Origin of the sequence: Siccirubricoccus sp. G192, assembly GCF_019084075.1 — a bacterium.
GTDB lineage: Bacteria > Pseudomonadota > Alphaproteobacteria > Acetobacterales > Acetobacteraceae > G192.
Genome location: NZ_JAHREN010000001.1, coordinates 1,291,017 through 1,305,413 on the forward strand (window position 1 = coordinate 1,291,017; position 14,397 = coordinate 1,305,413).

A 14,397-nucleotide genomic window follows, 5' to 3' on the forward strand; every position below is an offset into this window, starting at 1 on the left:
CCGCCGGATTTCGTCCGCAGCCTGGCGAAGACCATGCTGGAGGGCGGCATCAAGCCGGAGATCGAGGTCTTCGACCTGGCGATGCTCTACAACACCCATGGCCTGGTGGCGGAGGGTCTCATCGCCCCGCCGCCGCATGTGCAATTCGTCTTCGGCGTGAAGCACGCCCTGCCGGCGCGGCGCGACATCCTGGAATTCGAGGTGGCGAAGCTGCGCGAGCTGCTGCCGGGTGCCACCTGGACCGCCGCCGGCATCGGCCGCCACCAGTTGGAGGTGAACCACTGGGCGCTGGAGATGGGCGGGCATTGCCGCACCGGGCTCGAGGACAACATCCGCTGGGACAGGACCCGGCTCGCCGCCAGCAATGCCGAGCTGGTCGGCCGCGTCGCCGCGCTCTGCGCCGAGTATGGCCGGCCGGTGGCCAGGCCGGCGCAGGCCCGCGCGATGCTCGGCCTGGCGCCGGCCGCATAGCGGGCCTCTGCCCTCCCGGCCGGCGCGGTGATCCCGCCCCGGACCGTCATCGCGGCGCATCCGCGGCAATCGCCGCCTGGGATGCGCCGCCAGCCGGGCGCCTGCCGGGCACCGGCCGGCGCCCCGTGATCAACCGCACGCCGCGCCGTGAGGTCAGATAGGCGAAGAGCCATTCGGTCGCGACCACGGTGCGGCTGCGGAAGCCGATCAGGAAGAAGATATGGGTGACGGCCCAGAGCAGCCAGGCCGGAAAGCCCGAGACATGCGCCCAGCCGAGATCGGCGATCGCCTTGTTGCGGCCGATCGTCGCCAGCGTCCCGTAATCCCGGTAGTGGAAGCGGGGCAGGGCGCGTGCACCGCGCAGCCTTGCCCGGATCGCCCGCGCGACATGGATGCCCTGCTGCCTGGCCACGGCGGCGAGCCAGGGCAGGGTGCCGCCATGCGGTCCCGGCGTCAGCGCCGCATCGCCGATCACGAAGACCTCGGGATGGCCGGGCAGGGTGAGGTCGGCGCCGACCGGCACGCCGCCGCCATGGCCGGGCTGCACCCCCAGCCAGGCCGCCACCGGCGTCGCCTGCACGCCCGCGGTCCAGATGATGGTCTCGGCCGGCAGCCGCTCGTCCCGCAGATGGACGATGCCGGGCTCGATGGCGGTGACTTCGGCTCCGGTGCGGATCTCCACCCCCATCCTGCGGAGGTCCTGCGCCGCGCGGTCCGCGAGCCCGGCCGGGAAATGCCCGAGGATGCGCGGGGCGGCCTCGATCAGCAGGATGCGGGCGCGGCGCGGGTCGATGCGCCGGAAGTCCGCGGCCAGCGTGTGCCGTGCGAGTTCGGCGATGGCGCCCGCCATCTCCACGCCGGTCGGCCCGCCGCCGACCAGCACGAAGGTCAGGCAGCGGGCACGCTCGGCGGCGTCGCCGCTGCGTTCCGCGCGCTCGAAGGCCAGCAGGATGCGGCGGCGCAACCCGAGGGCATCATCGAGGCTCTTGAGGCCGCCGGCATTGCGGGCCCAGTCGTCATGGCCGAAGAAGCCGGTCTCCGATCCGGTCGCGACGACCAGCGTGTCATAGGGGATGCGCCGGGCCTGCGTGACCACCTGGTGGGCGGCCAGGTCGATCCCCGTGACTTCCTCGAGCAGCACCAGGCAGTTCTTCCGCCCGGCCAGGACGGCGCGGATGGGGGAGGCGATGTCGCCCGGCGAAAGGGCCGCGGTCGCGACCTGGTAGAGCAGCGGCTGGAACAGGTGGTGGTTGCGCCGGTCGAGCACCGTGACCGAGACGCCGCGCCGGCCGCCGAGGCCCTTCGCCACCTCCAGCCCCGCGAAGCCGGCGCCGAGGATGACCACCCGATGGCACTGCTCCGGCCGGCTGCCGCCCGGCCGCTCCGCCCGGCCACGGGCCACCACGTAGCCTAGCGCCGCCCCCGCGCCGAGCAGGGCGGCCGTGCCGAGGAGGTTCCGTTCAAGATGCATGGCAGGACCAATCCACAGGGTTCGCCCGATTGAACGCCGGCTTGCGCTGTGGCGTTCATGCGGCGCGGACCATGGGCGGCAAAGCCCGTCCGACCCATGGCAGGAGCATGCGGCGATGCGGGCGCTCACGGTCATTCCGGGCAAGGCGAATTCGGCGGCGGTCGTCGAGATGCCCGAGCCCCCCGCCTCGGATGGCCCCATCCTGGTGCGGACCCTCGCCGTCGGTGTCTGCGGCACCGATGCGGAGATCGTCTCGGGCCAGTATGGCTGGCCGCCGCGGGGCGAGGAGCGGCTGATCCTCGGCCATGAATCGCTGGGCGAGGTCGAGGCGGCGCCGGCGGGCAGCGGCTTCAGCGCGGGCGACCGCGTGGTCGGCATCGTCCGCCGGCCCGACCCGGTGCCCTGCATCGCCTGCGGCATCGGCGAATGGGACATGTGCCGCAACGGCCGCTACACCGAACGCGGCATCAAGGAGCGGCACGGCTACGCCTCCGAGCGGTTCAGGATCGAGCCGGATTTCCTGGTGAAGCTCGCCCCCGGGCTCGATGCCCTCGGCGTCCTGCTCGAACCGGCCAGCGTCGTCGCCAAGGCCTGGGAGCATATCGAGCGGATCGGCCGGCGGGCGCGGTGGGAACCAGCCACGGTGCTGGTCACCGGTGCCGGCCCGATCGGCCTGCTGGCGGCCCTGCTCGGCAGGCAGCGGGGCCTCGATGTGCATGTCCTGGACCGGGTGACGGAGGGACCGAAGCCGCAACTGGTGCGGAACCTGGGCGGCACCTACCACAGCGGCCCGATGGCGGGGATCGGCATCCATCCCGATATCGTCGTGGAATGCACGGGCGCCGCCTCGCTGGTGATGGATGCGACGTTGCAGCTTGCGGCGGATGGCATCGTCTGCCTGGCGGGCGTGTCCTCCGGCGGGCGCAGGATCAGCGTCGATGTCGGCATGCTGAACCGGGACATGGTGCTGGACAACAATGTGATGTTCGGCACCGTGAACGCCAATCTGCGCCACTACCAGGCGGCCGCGGAGGCGCTCGCCAAGGCGGACCAGGCCTGGCTCGGCAGGCTGATCTCGCGGCGGGAGCCGCTCGGCCGCTGGCAGCGGGCCCTGACTCGGCAGCCCGACGACATCAAGGTGGTGATCGATTTCACGCTCTGAGCGGGGCCCCATGCCGAACCGAATCGAGGACTATGCCGTCATCGGCAACCGCGAAACCATGGCGCTGGTCGGGCGCGACGGCGCCATCGACTGGCTGTGCCTGCCGCGCTTCGACAGTCCGGCCTGCTTCGCGGCATTGCTCGGCACCGCGGAGAACGGGCGCTGGCGCATCGCGCCCTGCGACCCCGCCCCGCGCGTCTCGCGGCGCTACCGCGACGGCACCCTGGTGCTCGAAACCCGCTTCGAGACGGCCGAGGGCGCCGTTGTCGTGACCGATTGCATGCAGCGCCGCGACGGCGCCAAGGACATCGTGCGCCTGGTGCGTGGCGAGCGCGGCCGTGTCGCCATGCGCTGCGATCTCGTGATCCGTTTCGACTATGGCAAGGACGTGCCCTGGGTGTCGCGCCTGGCCGATGGTCGGCTCTGCGCCATCGCCGGCCCCAACCGGCTCGTACTGGCGACGCCGGCCCCGCTGCATGGCGAGAACCTGACCACGGTCGCGGATTTCGCTGTCGAGGTGGGGCAGGAGGTGCCCTTCGTCCTGACCTGGACACTCTCCTATCGCGACCTTCCCGGGCCGGTCGAGGCGGCCATGGTGATCGAGGCGGAAAGCCGCGCCTGGCAGGCGTGGTCCGACCGTTGCGAGCCGGAGGGCGAATGGACCGAGGCGGTCCGACGTTCCCTCATCACGCTTCGGGCGCTGGCGCATCATGAAACCGGCGGCATCGTCGCCGCCGCCACGACCTCCCTGCCCGAACAGCTCGGCGGCACGCGGAACTGGGACTACCGTTACTGCTGGCTGCGCGACGCCACCTTCACTCTGCTCACCCTCATGAATGCCGGCTATTCCGCTGAAGCGGCGGCGTGGCGCGAATGGCTGTTGCGGGCGGTGGCCGGCAGCCCGGACAAGCTGCAGATCATGTACGGGCTTGCCGGCGAAAGGCGGCTCGCCGAATGGGAAGTGCCCTGGCTGCCGGGCTACGAGAACGCCCGCCCCGTGCGGATCGGCAATGCCGCCTCGGGCCAATTGCAGCTCGATGTCTATGGCGAGGTGATGGACGCCCTCTACAATGGCCGGGTGGCGGGGCTCGACCCGCTCGGCGCCGCCTGGGATCTGGAGAAGGTTCTGGTCCACGAACTCATCGGGATCTGGGACAAGCCGGATGACGGCCTCTGGGAGACGCGGGGCGCGCGCCGGCAATTCACCCATTCCAAGGTCATGGCCTGGGTGGCGCTGGACCGCGCGGTGCGGGGGATCGAGCAATTCGGCCTCGATGGTCCCGTCGAGGAATGGCGCGCGGTGCGGGCGCATATCCATGCCGACGCCTGCCGCCAGGGCTTCGACCCGGATCTCGGCTCCTTCGTGCAGGTCTATGGCGGCAAGCAACTCGATGCGAGCCTGCTGATGATCCCGCTGGTCGGCTTCCTGCCGCCGGAGGACCCGCGGGTGCGCGGCACGGTCGCGGCCATCGAGAAGCACCTGATGCGGGATGGCTTCGTGCTGCGCTACGACACCGGCGCCTCGGATGACGGCCTGCCGCCCGGCGAGGGCGCCTTCCTGGCCTGCAGCTTCTGGCTCGCCGACAATTACGTCATGCTCGGCCGCCGGCAGGAAGCGCGCGCGCTGTTCGAGCGGCTGCTGGCGCTGCGCAACGATGTCGGGCTGCTGGCGGAGGAATACGACCCGCGGGCCGGCCGCCAGGTCGGCAATTTCCCGCAGGCGCTCTCGCATATCGCGCTCGTGGATACCGCCCGCAACCTGAGCCGGGACGCCAATCCGGCAAAGCAGCGTTCCGGCCATCCGGTGCCGTGAACCGCTTCGGCCTTCAGCCAGAGATGTTCTAGGCTGCAGCCTTTACAGGAACGCGATGGATGACCACGACGATCGATGCGCCCGAGGCGGGCTTCCGCTTCATCCCCGGGGTATTCCAGTATTCCGCCGGCGTGGCCGCGCTGCCCGGCTTCCGGATCGAACGGGCGCGCTTCGCCGATCCGGTGCCGATCGCCGAGGGCTGGCGCCGCATCGCCGCGCATCTCGATGCGCTCGGCCGGCCGCGCGGCGCCTTCTGCGCCTGCGAATTGCGCTCCCCCGCCCCCTTCACGGAGGCGGGCTTCATCGCCTTCAACCGCGCCTATGCCGGCGTGCTGGCGGAATGGGGCCTGCTGCGGGACGGCCGCAACCCCGTGGCGCGCAGCAATGTCTGCCCCGAGATCGACCCGCCCGCCGAGCCCGCCTTCCACGCCTTCTGCTACACGGTGCCGGAAGCCTCGGCGCCATCAGGCTTCATCGTGGCCGGCAGCGGCGAGGTGCCCGAGGGAAAGCCGAATTACCGCGACCACATCCTGGCGCCGGGCGACACCTCCGCCACCGGGCTGCGCCGCAAGGCAGACTGGGTGTTGGGGGAGATGGAGCGGCGCATGGCCGCGCTTGGCGCCGATTGGGCCATGGCCACAGCGGTGCAGGCCTATACGGTGCATGACCTCCACCCTTTCCTGGCGGAGGAGATCGTGCGGCGCGGCGCCGCGCGGCACGGCCTCACCTGGCAATTCTGCCGCCCGCCGGTGGCGGGCCTCGACTTCGAGATGGATTGCCGGGGCGTGGCGCTGGAGCGCGTGCTGCCGGGCGGCCCGATGACCGCAGGGCCGCATGGCCCGGAGGTCTGAATCGGGCCGAAGATACAAGGCGGGGCCCGGCCTTGGCCGTTCAGCCCGGCGGCTGCACCGCCGGCACCGTGCCCTCCGCCCCGGCCAGCCTGCGCCCTGGCCTTGCCGCCGCCCGTCGCTCCAGCAGCCCGGCGATGCCGCGCGGCAGGAAGATCATGAACAGCACCAGCAGGATGCCATAGACGAAGGCTGCGGCGCCGGTGAATTGCGTGCCGAAGGCGACGCGCAAGGATTCTTCCAGCCCGATGGTGATCAGCGCGCCGATGGTCGGGCCGATCGGGCTGTACATACCGCCCGCAATGGCGACGAAGACGATCTGCAACGAGATGCCAAGGCCGGCGAGGGATTCCGGGTTCAGGTACATGCGGTACTGCCCCGTCAGCGCCCCGGCCAGCGCGGCCAGCGCAACGGAGAGCATGGTGAGCTTCAGCTTCTCCCGCGTCACCCGGATGCCAATGGAGGCGGCCGCATCCTCATCCTCCGCGATCGCCGCCAGCGCCTTGGAGGTCATGGAGCGGTCCAGCACCCGCCAGGCGAGCAGCCCCAGGGCCCAGGCCGCCAATGCGACCCACCAGAAGCCGGCCTTGTCGAATTGCATCGCCGCGAAGGCGCCTCCTGGCGGCGCCTGATGCGGCGTCATGCCGAGCGAGCCGCCGGTGACGTCGCGCAGCGCGACGATCAGGATCCGCACGATCTCGCCCGCCGCCAGCGTCACCAACGCGAAGTAATGCCCCACCACGCGCAACTGGAAACAGGGATAGCCGAGCAGCAGCCCGGCCCCCACCGCCGCCGCGACGCCGATGGGCACGCCGAGCCAGGGCGAGATGCCGTAGTAGTTCCAGAGCAGCCCCATGACATAGGCGCCGATGCCCAGGAAGGCGCCATGGCCGAAGGAGACCAGCCGGTAACGCCCCATCAGCGCCCAGCCGGTGCCCGCCAGCGCGGTGAGCAGCCCCGTGACCAGCAGGTGCATGAAGTAGTCGGGCGGCGAGAGCAGCGGCACGCAGGCCAGCGCCGCCAGCACCGCCACCGGAAGGACCAGCCCGCTCATCTTGTGAACAGCCCCTGCGGCCGGATGAACATGACCAGGATGAAGAACAGGAAGGCGACCACATAGGACATGTCGGTATCCCCGTAGAAGCCGCCGACCGAGACGATCAGCCCCATCAGGAAGGCCGCCAGGAAGCCGCCCAGCATGTTGCCGAGCCCGCCCATGACGCAGATCATGAAGGTGATCGGCCCGAAGGACAGGCCGACGAAGGGATGCACGTCGAGCTGCACCACCAGCAGGCAGGCGGCGAGGCCGGCCAGCGCGCCGCCGGCCGCCGAGGCGATCAGGTAGATGCGGTGCGGGTCCACGCCCATCAGCGGCATCACCTCCCGGTCGCGGGCGATGGCGCGGATGGCGGTGCCGACATAGGTGAATTTCAGGAAGGCCCAGAGCACCGCGGCGCCGAGCAGCGCCGCGACAAAGGCCGCTAGCTTGGTGCCGGACACGAAGACCTCGCCAAGCTCGATCGGCGGCATCTCCACGCCCAGGCTGCGGAAATCGGTGGAGAAGACCAGCGTGGCCGCGCCCTGCAGCACGAAGAGCACGCCGCCGGTGGCGAGCACCTGGTTGATCGGCGGCGCGGCGAGCAGCGGCCGCACCACCAGCAGGTGCAGCAGCAGGCCGAGCACGGCGATCGCCGGCAGGCATGTCGCGAAGGCCAGGGCGAGCGGCCAGCCCGCCTGGGTATGGAGGAACCAGACGATGTACATGCCCACCATCACCAGCTCCGCGTAGCAGAGCCAGATCACGTCCACGACCCCGAAGACCAGGTTCAGCCCGAGCACCGGCAGCGCGAAGACGCCGCCGAGCAGCACCCCGTTCAGCACGGCCTCCAGCAGGAAGGGATCCATGCGCTCAATGCCCCCCCGAGATAGCTGCGGCGGATGGCGGGGTCGGCGGCGAGCGCGGCGGAGGCGCCCTCGGCGGCCACGCGCCCGGTTTCCAGCACATAGGCGCGGTCCACCACGCGGAGCACCTGCGCCACGTTCTGCTCCACGATCAGCACGGTCAGCCCCTCCTGCCGGATGCGGCGCACCAGGTCGAAGACCTGCTGCACCACCAGCGGCGCCAGGCCCGCCGAGGGCTCGTCCAGCAGCAGGATGCGCGGGCCCGACATCAGCGCGCGGCCGATGGCGCACATCTGCTGCTCGCCGCCCGACATCGTGCCCGCCAATTGGTGCCGCCGCTGCTTCAGGCGCGGGAACAGCTCGAAGACATGGTCGCGGCGTTCCTGGAACCTGGCCCGGGCGCTCTTGATATAGGCGCCGACCTTGAGGTTCTCCTCCACGGTCAGTTGCGGGAACAGGCGCCGGTTCTCCGGCACATGCGCGATGCCGAGCACCGGCAGCTCATGCGCCGGCACCGCCGCCAGATCGGCGCCGCCGAAGCGGAGCGTGCCCGCGCTGGCGCGGATCAGGCCGGAGATCACGCGGAGCAGCGTGGTCTTGCCGGCGCCGTTCGGGCCGACCACGCCCACCGCCTCCCCCGGCTCGACCCGTAGGTCGACGCCGAAGAGCGCCTGGAAATCCCCGTAGCCGGCATGGATGCCGGAGAGTTCCAGCGTGCCCACCCCGCTCATGCGGCGCGCGCCTCGGGTGGCCCGAGATAGACCTCCGCCACCCGTTCATCCTCCTGCGCGGCCTGGGCCGTGCCCTCGAAGATCACCGCGCCATGGTCCAGCACCACCACGCGGTCCACCACGGAGAGAAGCACGCCCATGATGTGCTCGACCCAGACGATGGTGATGCCGCGCTCGTCGCGGATGCGCTTCAGCATGTCGGCCGCCTGGCGCATCTCCGCGGCATCCAGCCCGCCGAGCGATTCATCGGCCAGCAGCAGCCGCGGCTGGGTGGCGAGCGCCCGCGCCAGCTCCAGCTTCTTGAGCCCTGCCGCGCCGAGGCCGGTGGTGGCGGCATGCGGGTCGTCGGGCAGTTGCGCGAGCCGCAGCGCGTCGCGCGCCCGCGTCTCCGCCTCCTCCCGCCCGATCGCCTCGCCGGCGCCGTAATAGGCCGCGAGCAGGGCATTCTCCAGCAGCGAGAGATCGCGGAAGGGGCGCGGGATCTGGAAGGTCCGGCCGATGCCGCGCCGGCACACCTGGTCGGCGGAAAGCCCGCCGATCTCCTCCCCCTGCAACCGGACCGAGCCGGAGGTCGGCTTCAGCATCCCGGCGATGCAGTTGAAGGTGGTGCTCTTGCCGGAGCCGTTGGGGCCGAGCAGCCCCAGGATCTGCCCCTCCGCCACCGAGAAGGACACCGCATCCACCGCGGTGAAACCGCCGAAACGCTTGGTCAGCCGCTCGACCTGGAGCAGCGCGGGCGCTCCGCTCACGAACGCGCCGCGAAGGCGTTGGTGGAGGGCAGCGGCAGCACCGGCGGCCTGCCGGCGATGGCATCCGGCCAGACCACATGCGACTTGCCATCCTCGAACTGCATGACCACCGCGATGCTGCGCGCGTTCTGCCCGGCCATCACGTCCTCGGGCGGGTTGAACTTCACGCCATAGCCCTGGATGGTGCCGCCCACCGGGATATCCACCTGCAAGGCGGCCTCGCGCAGCGCATCGGCGGACATGCCGCCGGTCTTCTGCACCGCGGGCTTCAGCACGTTCTCCAGGAAGATCCAGGTGTTGTTGAACCCCATGGAGGCGTGGGTCGGCAGGTCGCGCATCGGGTGCTTGGCCCGGAAGCGTTCGACGAAAACCTTGGCGAGGTCGCCGACGCCCGGCCGCAGCTTCTCCCAGTCGAGCATCTCGGTCGCGGCCGGGTCCACATTACAGAAATGGTTCACGTCCTTCCCGAAGGTCTCGGTCAGCCGGTCGATCTGCGAATAGCCTGCGCCGTGGCCGATCAGCGCCTTGAAGCGCAACCCGCCCGCCTTGGCCTGGCGCAGGAACAGGGTGATGTCCGGGTTGTAGCCGACATGCAGCATGACATCCGGCCGCTCCCGCCGCAGCTTGGTCACCAGGGTGGAGAGATCGGCGGCGGTGGCGGAATAGGCCTCCTTCAGCACCATGTTCATGTTGTGGGCCTTGGCCTGCGCCTCCAGCCCCGAGGAGACGCCGGTGCCATAGGGCCCATCCTCATAGATGGTGGCGAGGCGCACGCGCTCGGGCGCCATGCCGAGCCCCTTCTGCGCATGCTCGCGGATGAAGGCGATGGAGCCCTCGGCATACTGGTCGGAATGCACGGTCGGGCGGAACACGTAGCGCAGGTGCCGGTCCTTCAGCACGGCGGAGGAGATGGCGCTGGTGATCCACATGATCTTCCGCGCCTGCTCGAAGCGGCCGGAGAGCGGCACGGCATGGGCGGAGGAGTAGATCCCCGTCACCACCTCCAGCCCTTCCTGCCCGAGCAGCCGCTCGGCCTCGTTGATGGCGGTATCGGCCTTGCTCTGGCTATCGGCGGTGACGGCCTGGACGGGGCGGCCATTCACGCCACCGCGCTCGTTGAACATCTCGATGGCGACCTCGGCGCCCCAGAACAGCGGCTGGCTGCCGGCGCCGGCAAAGGGGCCGGAGAGGTCGGTCATCACGCCCACCCGCAGCGGCTCGCCGCGGGCCGGGCCCTGGGCGCGTGCCGCCGCCGGCACGGTCGCCGCCAGCCCGAGCGCCGCGCCCGCCTGCACCAGGCCGCGCCGCGTGATTTCGTTGCCGTGCATCGGCTTCTCCTCCCTGATCCGCCGTCTTTGCGGCTGATTCTGCGTGGCAGCGGCGCCTGGGGCAGCCGCCTTGGGCGTGGGCTGGGCGGGACAAGGAGGGCGGGAGGAGGGCGGAGACGGCAGGCCAGGCGACATTGGCCCTGCCCCTGTCTTCACCCTCGCCCGCGCATTCGCCCGCTGTGTTGTTCCCGAAGCAAAGGGCGAGGAGGTGCCAGCCGTCAAGCACGACGTGGTTGCAGCGCTCCGATTCCGTCAGGTGGGATGCCGCGCCGGCCTCGCCGCCGCCATTTGACAAGCGCCGCCGGTGCCTGCGAGCGTCGCCGCCGGGCGGACAGGGAGGATGGCCGATGGCATCGCCGGCGGCTTGGAAGGAAACGCTCGTCGACCTGGCGGGGCTGAAGCTGCGCCTGAACCGGGCGGGAAGTGGCCAGGCGCTGCTGGTCCTGCATCACGACATCGGCAGCCTCGACCGGCTGCCCTTCTACGACGCCCTGGCCGAGCGTTTCGATGTGCTGGTGCCGCAGCACCCGGGCTACGGCCAGTCCGAACGCCCGGTCTGGATGCGGAGCGTGCGGGACCTGGCGGTGCTCTATCGCCTGCTGCTGGGGCAGCTCGGCATCGAGCGCGCATCGCTGGTCGGTCTCGGCTTTGGCGGCTGGATCGCCGCCGAGATGGCGACCATGGCGCCGCGCGACCTCGGCGGGCTGGTGCTGGTCGGCGCCATGGGCATCAAGCCGCCGGATGGCGACATTCTGGACCAGGCGCTGCTCAGCTATATCGACTATGCCCGGGCCGGCTTCCATGACCCGCGGCGCTTCGAGGCCGTTTATGGCGCGGAACCCTCGACCGACCAACTGGTCGAATGGGACATCTGCCGCGAGATGAATTTCCGCCTGGCCTGGAAGCCCTACATGTACAGCCAGACCCTGCCTCACCTTTTGCGCGGCGTCGGCGCGCCGGCCCTCGTGGTCTGGGGCGATGACGACAGGATCGTGCCGCGGAGCGCCGGGGACCGCTATGTCTCGGCGCTGCCCCAGGCGCGGCTGGCGATCGTGGAATCCTGTGGCCATCACGTCGACATGGAGAAGCCGTTGGAGCTTGCCCGCCTGGTGACATCCTTCCTCGGCGTGGCCTGAGCGGCCCGATCGTCCGCAGGCGAAGCCGGAGGGCGTGAATCGGTCCGCAAGATGCAAGCGGCCCGATCGTCCGTAGGCGAAGCCGGAGGGCGTGAATCGGTCCGCAGGATACAAGCGGCCCGATCGTCCGCAGGCGAAGCCGGAGGACGTGAATCGGCCCGCAGGAAACAAACGGACGGCGAAGCGGGAGCAGAGCCATGCACATCATGTATTTCACCGAGCAGCCGATGTCCGCCTATCCGGCCGAGGAGGGGCTGCGCTTCGGTGCGACGGCTCTGATGTTCTCGAACCGGCATTTCGACCCGGTGGCCGGCAGCCGGCTCTACAACGAATACATCGAGCAGTATCTGCATGCCGAGACGATGGGCTTCGACGGCATCATGCTGAACGAGCACCACAACGCGCCCTTCTGCATGCAGGCCAAGGCGAATATCTTCGCCAGCATCCTGGCCGGCATGACCCAGCGGGTGAAGATCGTCATGCTGGGGAACCCCCTGCCGCTCGCCGAGAATCCGGTCCGGCTGGCGGAAGAGCTGGCGATGATCGACATGATCTCGAAGGGCCGGCTGGTCTCCGGCTTCGTGCGTGGCGGCGGACAGGAGCAGTTGGCGACCGGCGTCAACCCCGCCTTCAACCGTGAACGCTTCGAGGAGGCGCATGACCTCGTCGTGAAAGCCTGGACGCAGCCCGGGCCGTTCCGCTGGGAAGGCGCGCATTACCAGCACCGGGTGGTGAATCCCTGGGCGTTGCCGCTGCAGAAACCCTATCCGCGGGTCTGGATTCCCGGCGTCATCAGCCGCGAGACCATCGTCTGGGCAGCCAGGCACCGCTACCCCTATATCGCGCTCAATACCTCGGTCGAGCAGACCAACCGCATCTGGCAGGTCTATGACGAGACGGCCGCCGAGGCGGGCTACCAGTCCGGCCCCGAATACCACGGCTACCTGAAGCAGGTGCATGTCGCCGAGACCGAGGAGAAGGCGATCGAGAATGCGCGCCAGTTCATGTGGATGCAGGGCGAGTTCACCGGCCTGGCGCATCCGGTCTGGAGCACGCCTTCCGGCTATTCCTCGCCCGAGAACCGCCGCGGCTTCGTCGAATTCTCCACCGGCCGCGGCACCAGCCCGCGCCGGCGGCCGCCCTTCGAGGAGCAGCTCGCAACCTCGATGATCATCGCGGGAACGCCGAAAACCGTCATCGCGAAGCTGAAGCATGTGATGGAGCAGACCCGGCCCGGCATCATGGCGCTCTGGGCCAATGACGGCGCGGTCAGCCACCAGGACTCGATGACCTGCATCCGCCTCTTCGGCCAGGAGGTGCTGCCGGCGATGCGGGACATCGCCAGGTCCCTGGACCTGAAGAGCCCCTTCGAGGCGGAGTCGCCGGTGAGCATCGACTATTCGACCGACCTGAAGCCGCGGGTGCCGGCTGCCTAGAGCATGATGCGTTCACCTTCGTTCACGCATCATGCTCCAGGCCTTTGTTTGATCGCGTGATTCGCGCTTTTCGGTGCGAGCACCTCAAGCGATCACGCTCTAGGCTCGGGCTTGTCCAGGTCTGGCGAACCCGGCATGGACGGCAAGCGGGTCCGTCGGCCTGCCGTTTAGGCTGGTCATGAAGAAGCGCAGGAAGCCGTCGAGATCCGCCAGGAAGGTTTCCAGATCCTGCTCGCTGCGGACATAGGGCGTGTGGCCCGGCACGACCGAGGGGGAATGCAGGCTCAGCACGAAGAGGCGCTCGCCCCTGGCGTGCAGCCAGCGTACCAGCCTTTCCATATCGGCACGGCCGTAGCCCTCGGGCGAGAGCTTCAGGCGCTCCACGACTCCGAGTCTGGAGAGGATGCCCGGCAGGCGCAGGGAGTTCAGCAATGGGGAGGTGGCCAGGTTGTAGAGCGGCAGGCTCGGCATGCGGCCGATCAGGGCGCCGGTGCCTGGAATGGACAGCACGCTGCCGTGGGGGCCGACCCATTCCGGCGCCAGGCCGCGCTTCGAGAAGTCCACCCCCCCTGCCGGGCGGTAGTCGAAGGGTGGCGACGGGCTGAGGTCGACGGTGAAGCCAAGCTCCTCCAGGATGGCGAAGCTGCACTCCCCGATGCCGTAGCGCCCGGCCTTGTAGATGCGTGGCCGCACCCCGAGCCTCTCCTCGATGCAGGCGGAGAGCGTGGCGAGCTTGGCGCGTTCCAGTGCGGGCGGCAGGTTGCCCGGGAAGCTGTTCCGCTCGTTCACCGCCTCCTCATGCGGCGGCGAGACCCAGGGATGGAGATGCGCCCCCACCAGCGCCGTGCCGCTTTGCAGCAGCGGCCGCAGCGCCTCGATCCCCGGTGCCTGCGAGGCGATGGGGTAGTCGATCACATAGACCGGCCGGATGCCCCAACGCTCGCAGAGCGCCTGCACGCGGCCGATCTGGCGCATATGGCCGACCCCGACCGAGTCCCGGTTGAAGGGAGCGTCCCAGTCGTATTCCTCCTCGGTGTCGATGACGAGGATGAGGGCAGGCCGTTCGGAAGGCGATTCGACCGGCCGCTCAGTGGGCCGCTTGCCAGCGCGGGCGGCTCCGTCCGGCATCAGCGCGGCTCGCCTGCCAGCGCGGAATCGGCCATGCTGGCGAGGCTGCCGAGAGTGTCCACGGTCATTTCCCTTGGCTGCAGGTCGAGTGAGAACGCCTCGTCGCACCGGATCGCGAATTCCGGCAGGCCGCAGGAATCCACGACCTCGGTCTTCGGGATGATGTTGGTATATGGTTCACTTACTTTACGCTGAGGCAAGGGGTCACGATATCAGCACGCC

14 protein-coding genes are annotated in these 14,397 nt (G+C 69.8%); 6 read left to right on the plus strand and 8 right to left on the minus strand.

Translation table 11 applies throughout. The annotated features are described in order from the left end of the window. The first annotated feature begins 33 nt into the window (after positions 1 to 33). Positions 34 to 471 (plus strand): 3-keto-5-aminohexanoate cleavage protein, encoded by a 438-nt coding sequence (locus KSF81_RS29175; RefSeq protein WP_254453383.1) that lies wholly within the window; start codon positions 34 to 36, stop codon positions 469 to 471. A 46-nt stretch (positions 472 to 517) separates the two neighbouring features. Here the strand turns inward: KSF81_RS29175 and KSF81_RS06225 are convergent, their stop codons facing one another. After that, the gene (locus KSF81_RS06225) at positions 518 to 1,942 is read right to left on the minus strand and encodes an NAD(P)/FAD-dependent oxidoreductase (RefSeq protein ID WP_217378233.1); all 1,425 of its coding nucleotides are present in this window, start codon (positions 1,940 to 1,942) and stop codon (positions 518 to 520) included. Positions 1,943 to 2,057: 115 nt separating this feature from the next. Here KSF81_RS06225 and KSF81_RS06230 point away from each other — a divergent pair, with 115 nt between their 5' ends. Genes KSF81_RS06230 through KSF81_RS06240 form a run of 3 tightly spaced genes read left to right on the plus strand, consistent with a single transcriptional unit; the run spans position 2,058 to position 5,768 of the window. Further along, positions 2,058 to 3,104 (plus strand): glucose 1-dehydrogenase, encoded by a 1,047-nt coding sequence (locus tag KSF81_RS06230; RefSeq protein WP_217378234.1) that lies wholly within the window; start codon positions 2,058 to 2,060, stop codon positions 3,102 to 3,104. A 10-nt stretch (positions 3,105 to 3,114) separates the two neighbouring features. Next, complete coding sequence (locus tag KSF81_RS06235; RefSeq protein ID WP_217378235.1) at positions 3,115 to 4,917, plus strand: glycoside hydrolase family 15 protein; 1,803 nt, start codon at positions 3,115 to 3,117, stop codon at positions 4,915 to 4,917. Between the two features lie 59 nt (positions 4,918 to 4,976). Continuing rightward, entirely contained in the window at positions 4,977 to 5,768 is a 792-nt protein-coding gene (locus KSF81_RS06240; protein ID WP_254453384.1) for a hypothetical protein, read from the plus strand. A gap of 40 nt (positions 5,769 to 5,808) precedes the next feature. On the opposite strand, the gene KSF81_RS06245 is transcribed toward KSF81_RS06240, so the two are convergent. From KSF81_RS06245 to KSF81_RS06265, 5 genes are read right to left on the minus strand one after another with little or no spacing between them, the layout of a single operon-like run. Beyond that, the gene (locus KSF81_RS06245) at positions 5,809 to 6,819 is read right to left on the minus strand and encodes a branched-chain amino acid ABC transporter permease (RefSeq protein ID WP_217378236.1); all 1,011 of its coding nucleotides are present in this window, start codon (positions 6,817 to 6,819) and stop codon (positions 5,809 to 5,811) included. Then, entirely contained in the window at positions 6,816 to 7,670 is an 855-nt protein-coding gene (locus tag KSF81_RS06250) for a branched-chain amino acid ABC transporter permease (protein WP_217378237.1), read from the minus strand. The genes KSF81_RS06245 and KSF81_RS06250 overlap by 4 nt, the downstream gene beginning before the upstream one ends. Continuing rightward, positions 7,640 to 8,398, minus strand: a complete 759-nt coding sequence (locus tag KSF81_RS06255) for an ABC transporter ATP-binding protein (protein ID WP_217378238.1) — start codon at positions 8,396 to 8,398, stop codon at positions 7,640 to 7,642. Before KSF81_RS06255 ends, KSF81_RS06250 begins: the two co-directional genes overlap by 31 nt. Next, positions 8,395 to 9,147 carry an ABC transporter ATP-binding protein gene (locus KSF81_RS06260; RefSeq protein WP_309139488.1) on the minus strand — a complete coding sequence of 251 codons (753 nt, stop codon included), beginning with the start codon at positions 9,145 to 9,147 and terminating at the stop codon, positions 8,395 to 8,397. Before KSF81_RS06260 ends, KSF81_RS06255 begins: the two co-directional genes overlap by 4 nt. Then, positions 9,144 to 10,475 (minus strand): ABC transporter substrate-binding protein, encoded by a 1,332-nt coding sequence (locus KSF81_RS06265; RefSeq protein WP_254453385.1) that lies wholly within the window; start codon positions 10,473 to 10,475, stop codon positions 9,144 to 9,146. The genes KSF81_RS06260 and KSF81_RS06265 overlap by 4 nt, the downstream gene beginning before the upstream one ends. A 347-nt stretch (positions 10,476 to 10,822) precedes the next feature. Between KSF81_RS06265 and KSF81_RS06270 the strand changes: the two genes are divergently transcribed. Together KSF81_RS06270 and KSF81_RS06275 are read left to right on the plus strand one after the other, a co-directional pair. Beyond that, positions 10,823 to 11,611, plus strand: coding sequence for an alpha/beta fold hydrolase (locus tag KSF81_RS06270; RefSeq protein ID WP_217378239.1), 789 nt, complete (start codon positions 10,823 to 10,825; stop codon positions 11,609 to 11,611). A 197-nt stretch (positions 11,612 to 11,808) separates the two neighbouring features. Beyond that, a complete protein-coding gene (locus KSF81_RS06275) occupies positions 11,809 to 13,047 on the plus strand; it encodes an LLM class flavin-dependent oxidoreductase (protein ID WP_217378240.1) in 1,239 nt (412 codons plus the stop codon). Positions 13,048 to 13,146: 99 nt separating this feature from the next. Here the strand turns inward: KSF81_RS06275 and KSF81_RS06280 are convergent, their stop codons facing one another. Together KSF81_RS06280 and KSF81_RS06285 are read right to left on the minus strand one after the other, a co-directional pair. Beyond that, on the minus strand, positions 13,147 to 14,175 hold the full coding sequence (locus KSF81_RS06280; RefSeq protein WP_217378241.1) for a polysaccharide deacetylase family protein: 1,029 nt from the start codon (positions 14,173 to 14,175) through the stop codon (positions 13,147 to 13,149). Then, positions 14,175 to 14,375 carry a hypothetical protein gene (locus tag KSF81_RS06285; protein WP_217378242.1) on the minus strand — a complete coding sequence of 67 codons (201 nt, stop codon included), beginning with the start codon at positions 14,373 to 14,375 and terminating at the stop codon, positions 14,175 to 14,177. Before KSF81_RS06285 ends, KSF81_RS06280 begins: the two co-directional genes overlap by 1 nt. Positions 14,376 to 14,397: the final 22 nt, after the last annotated feature.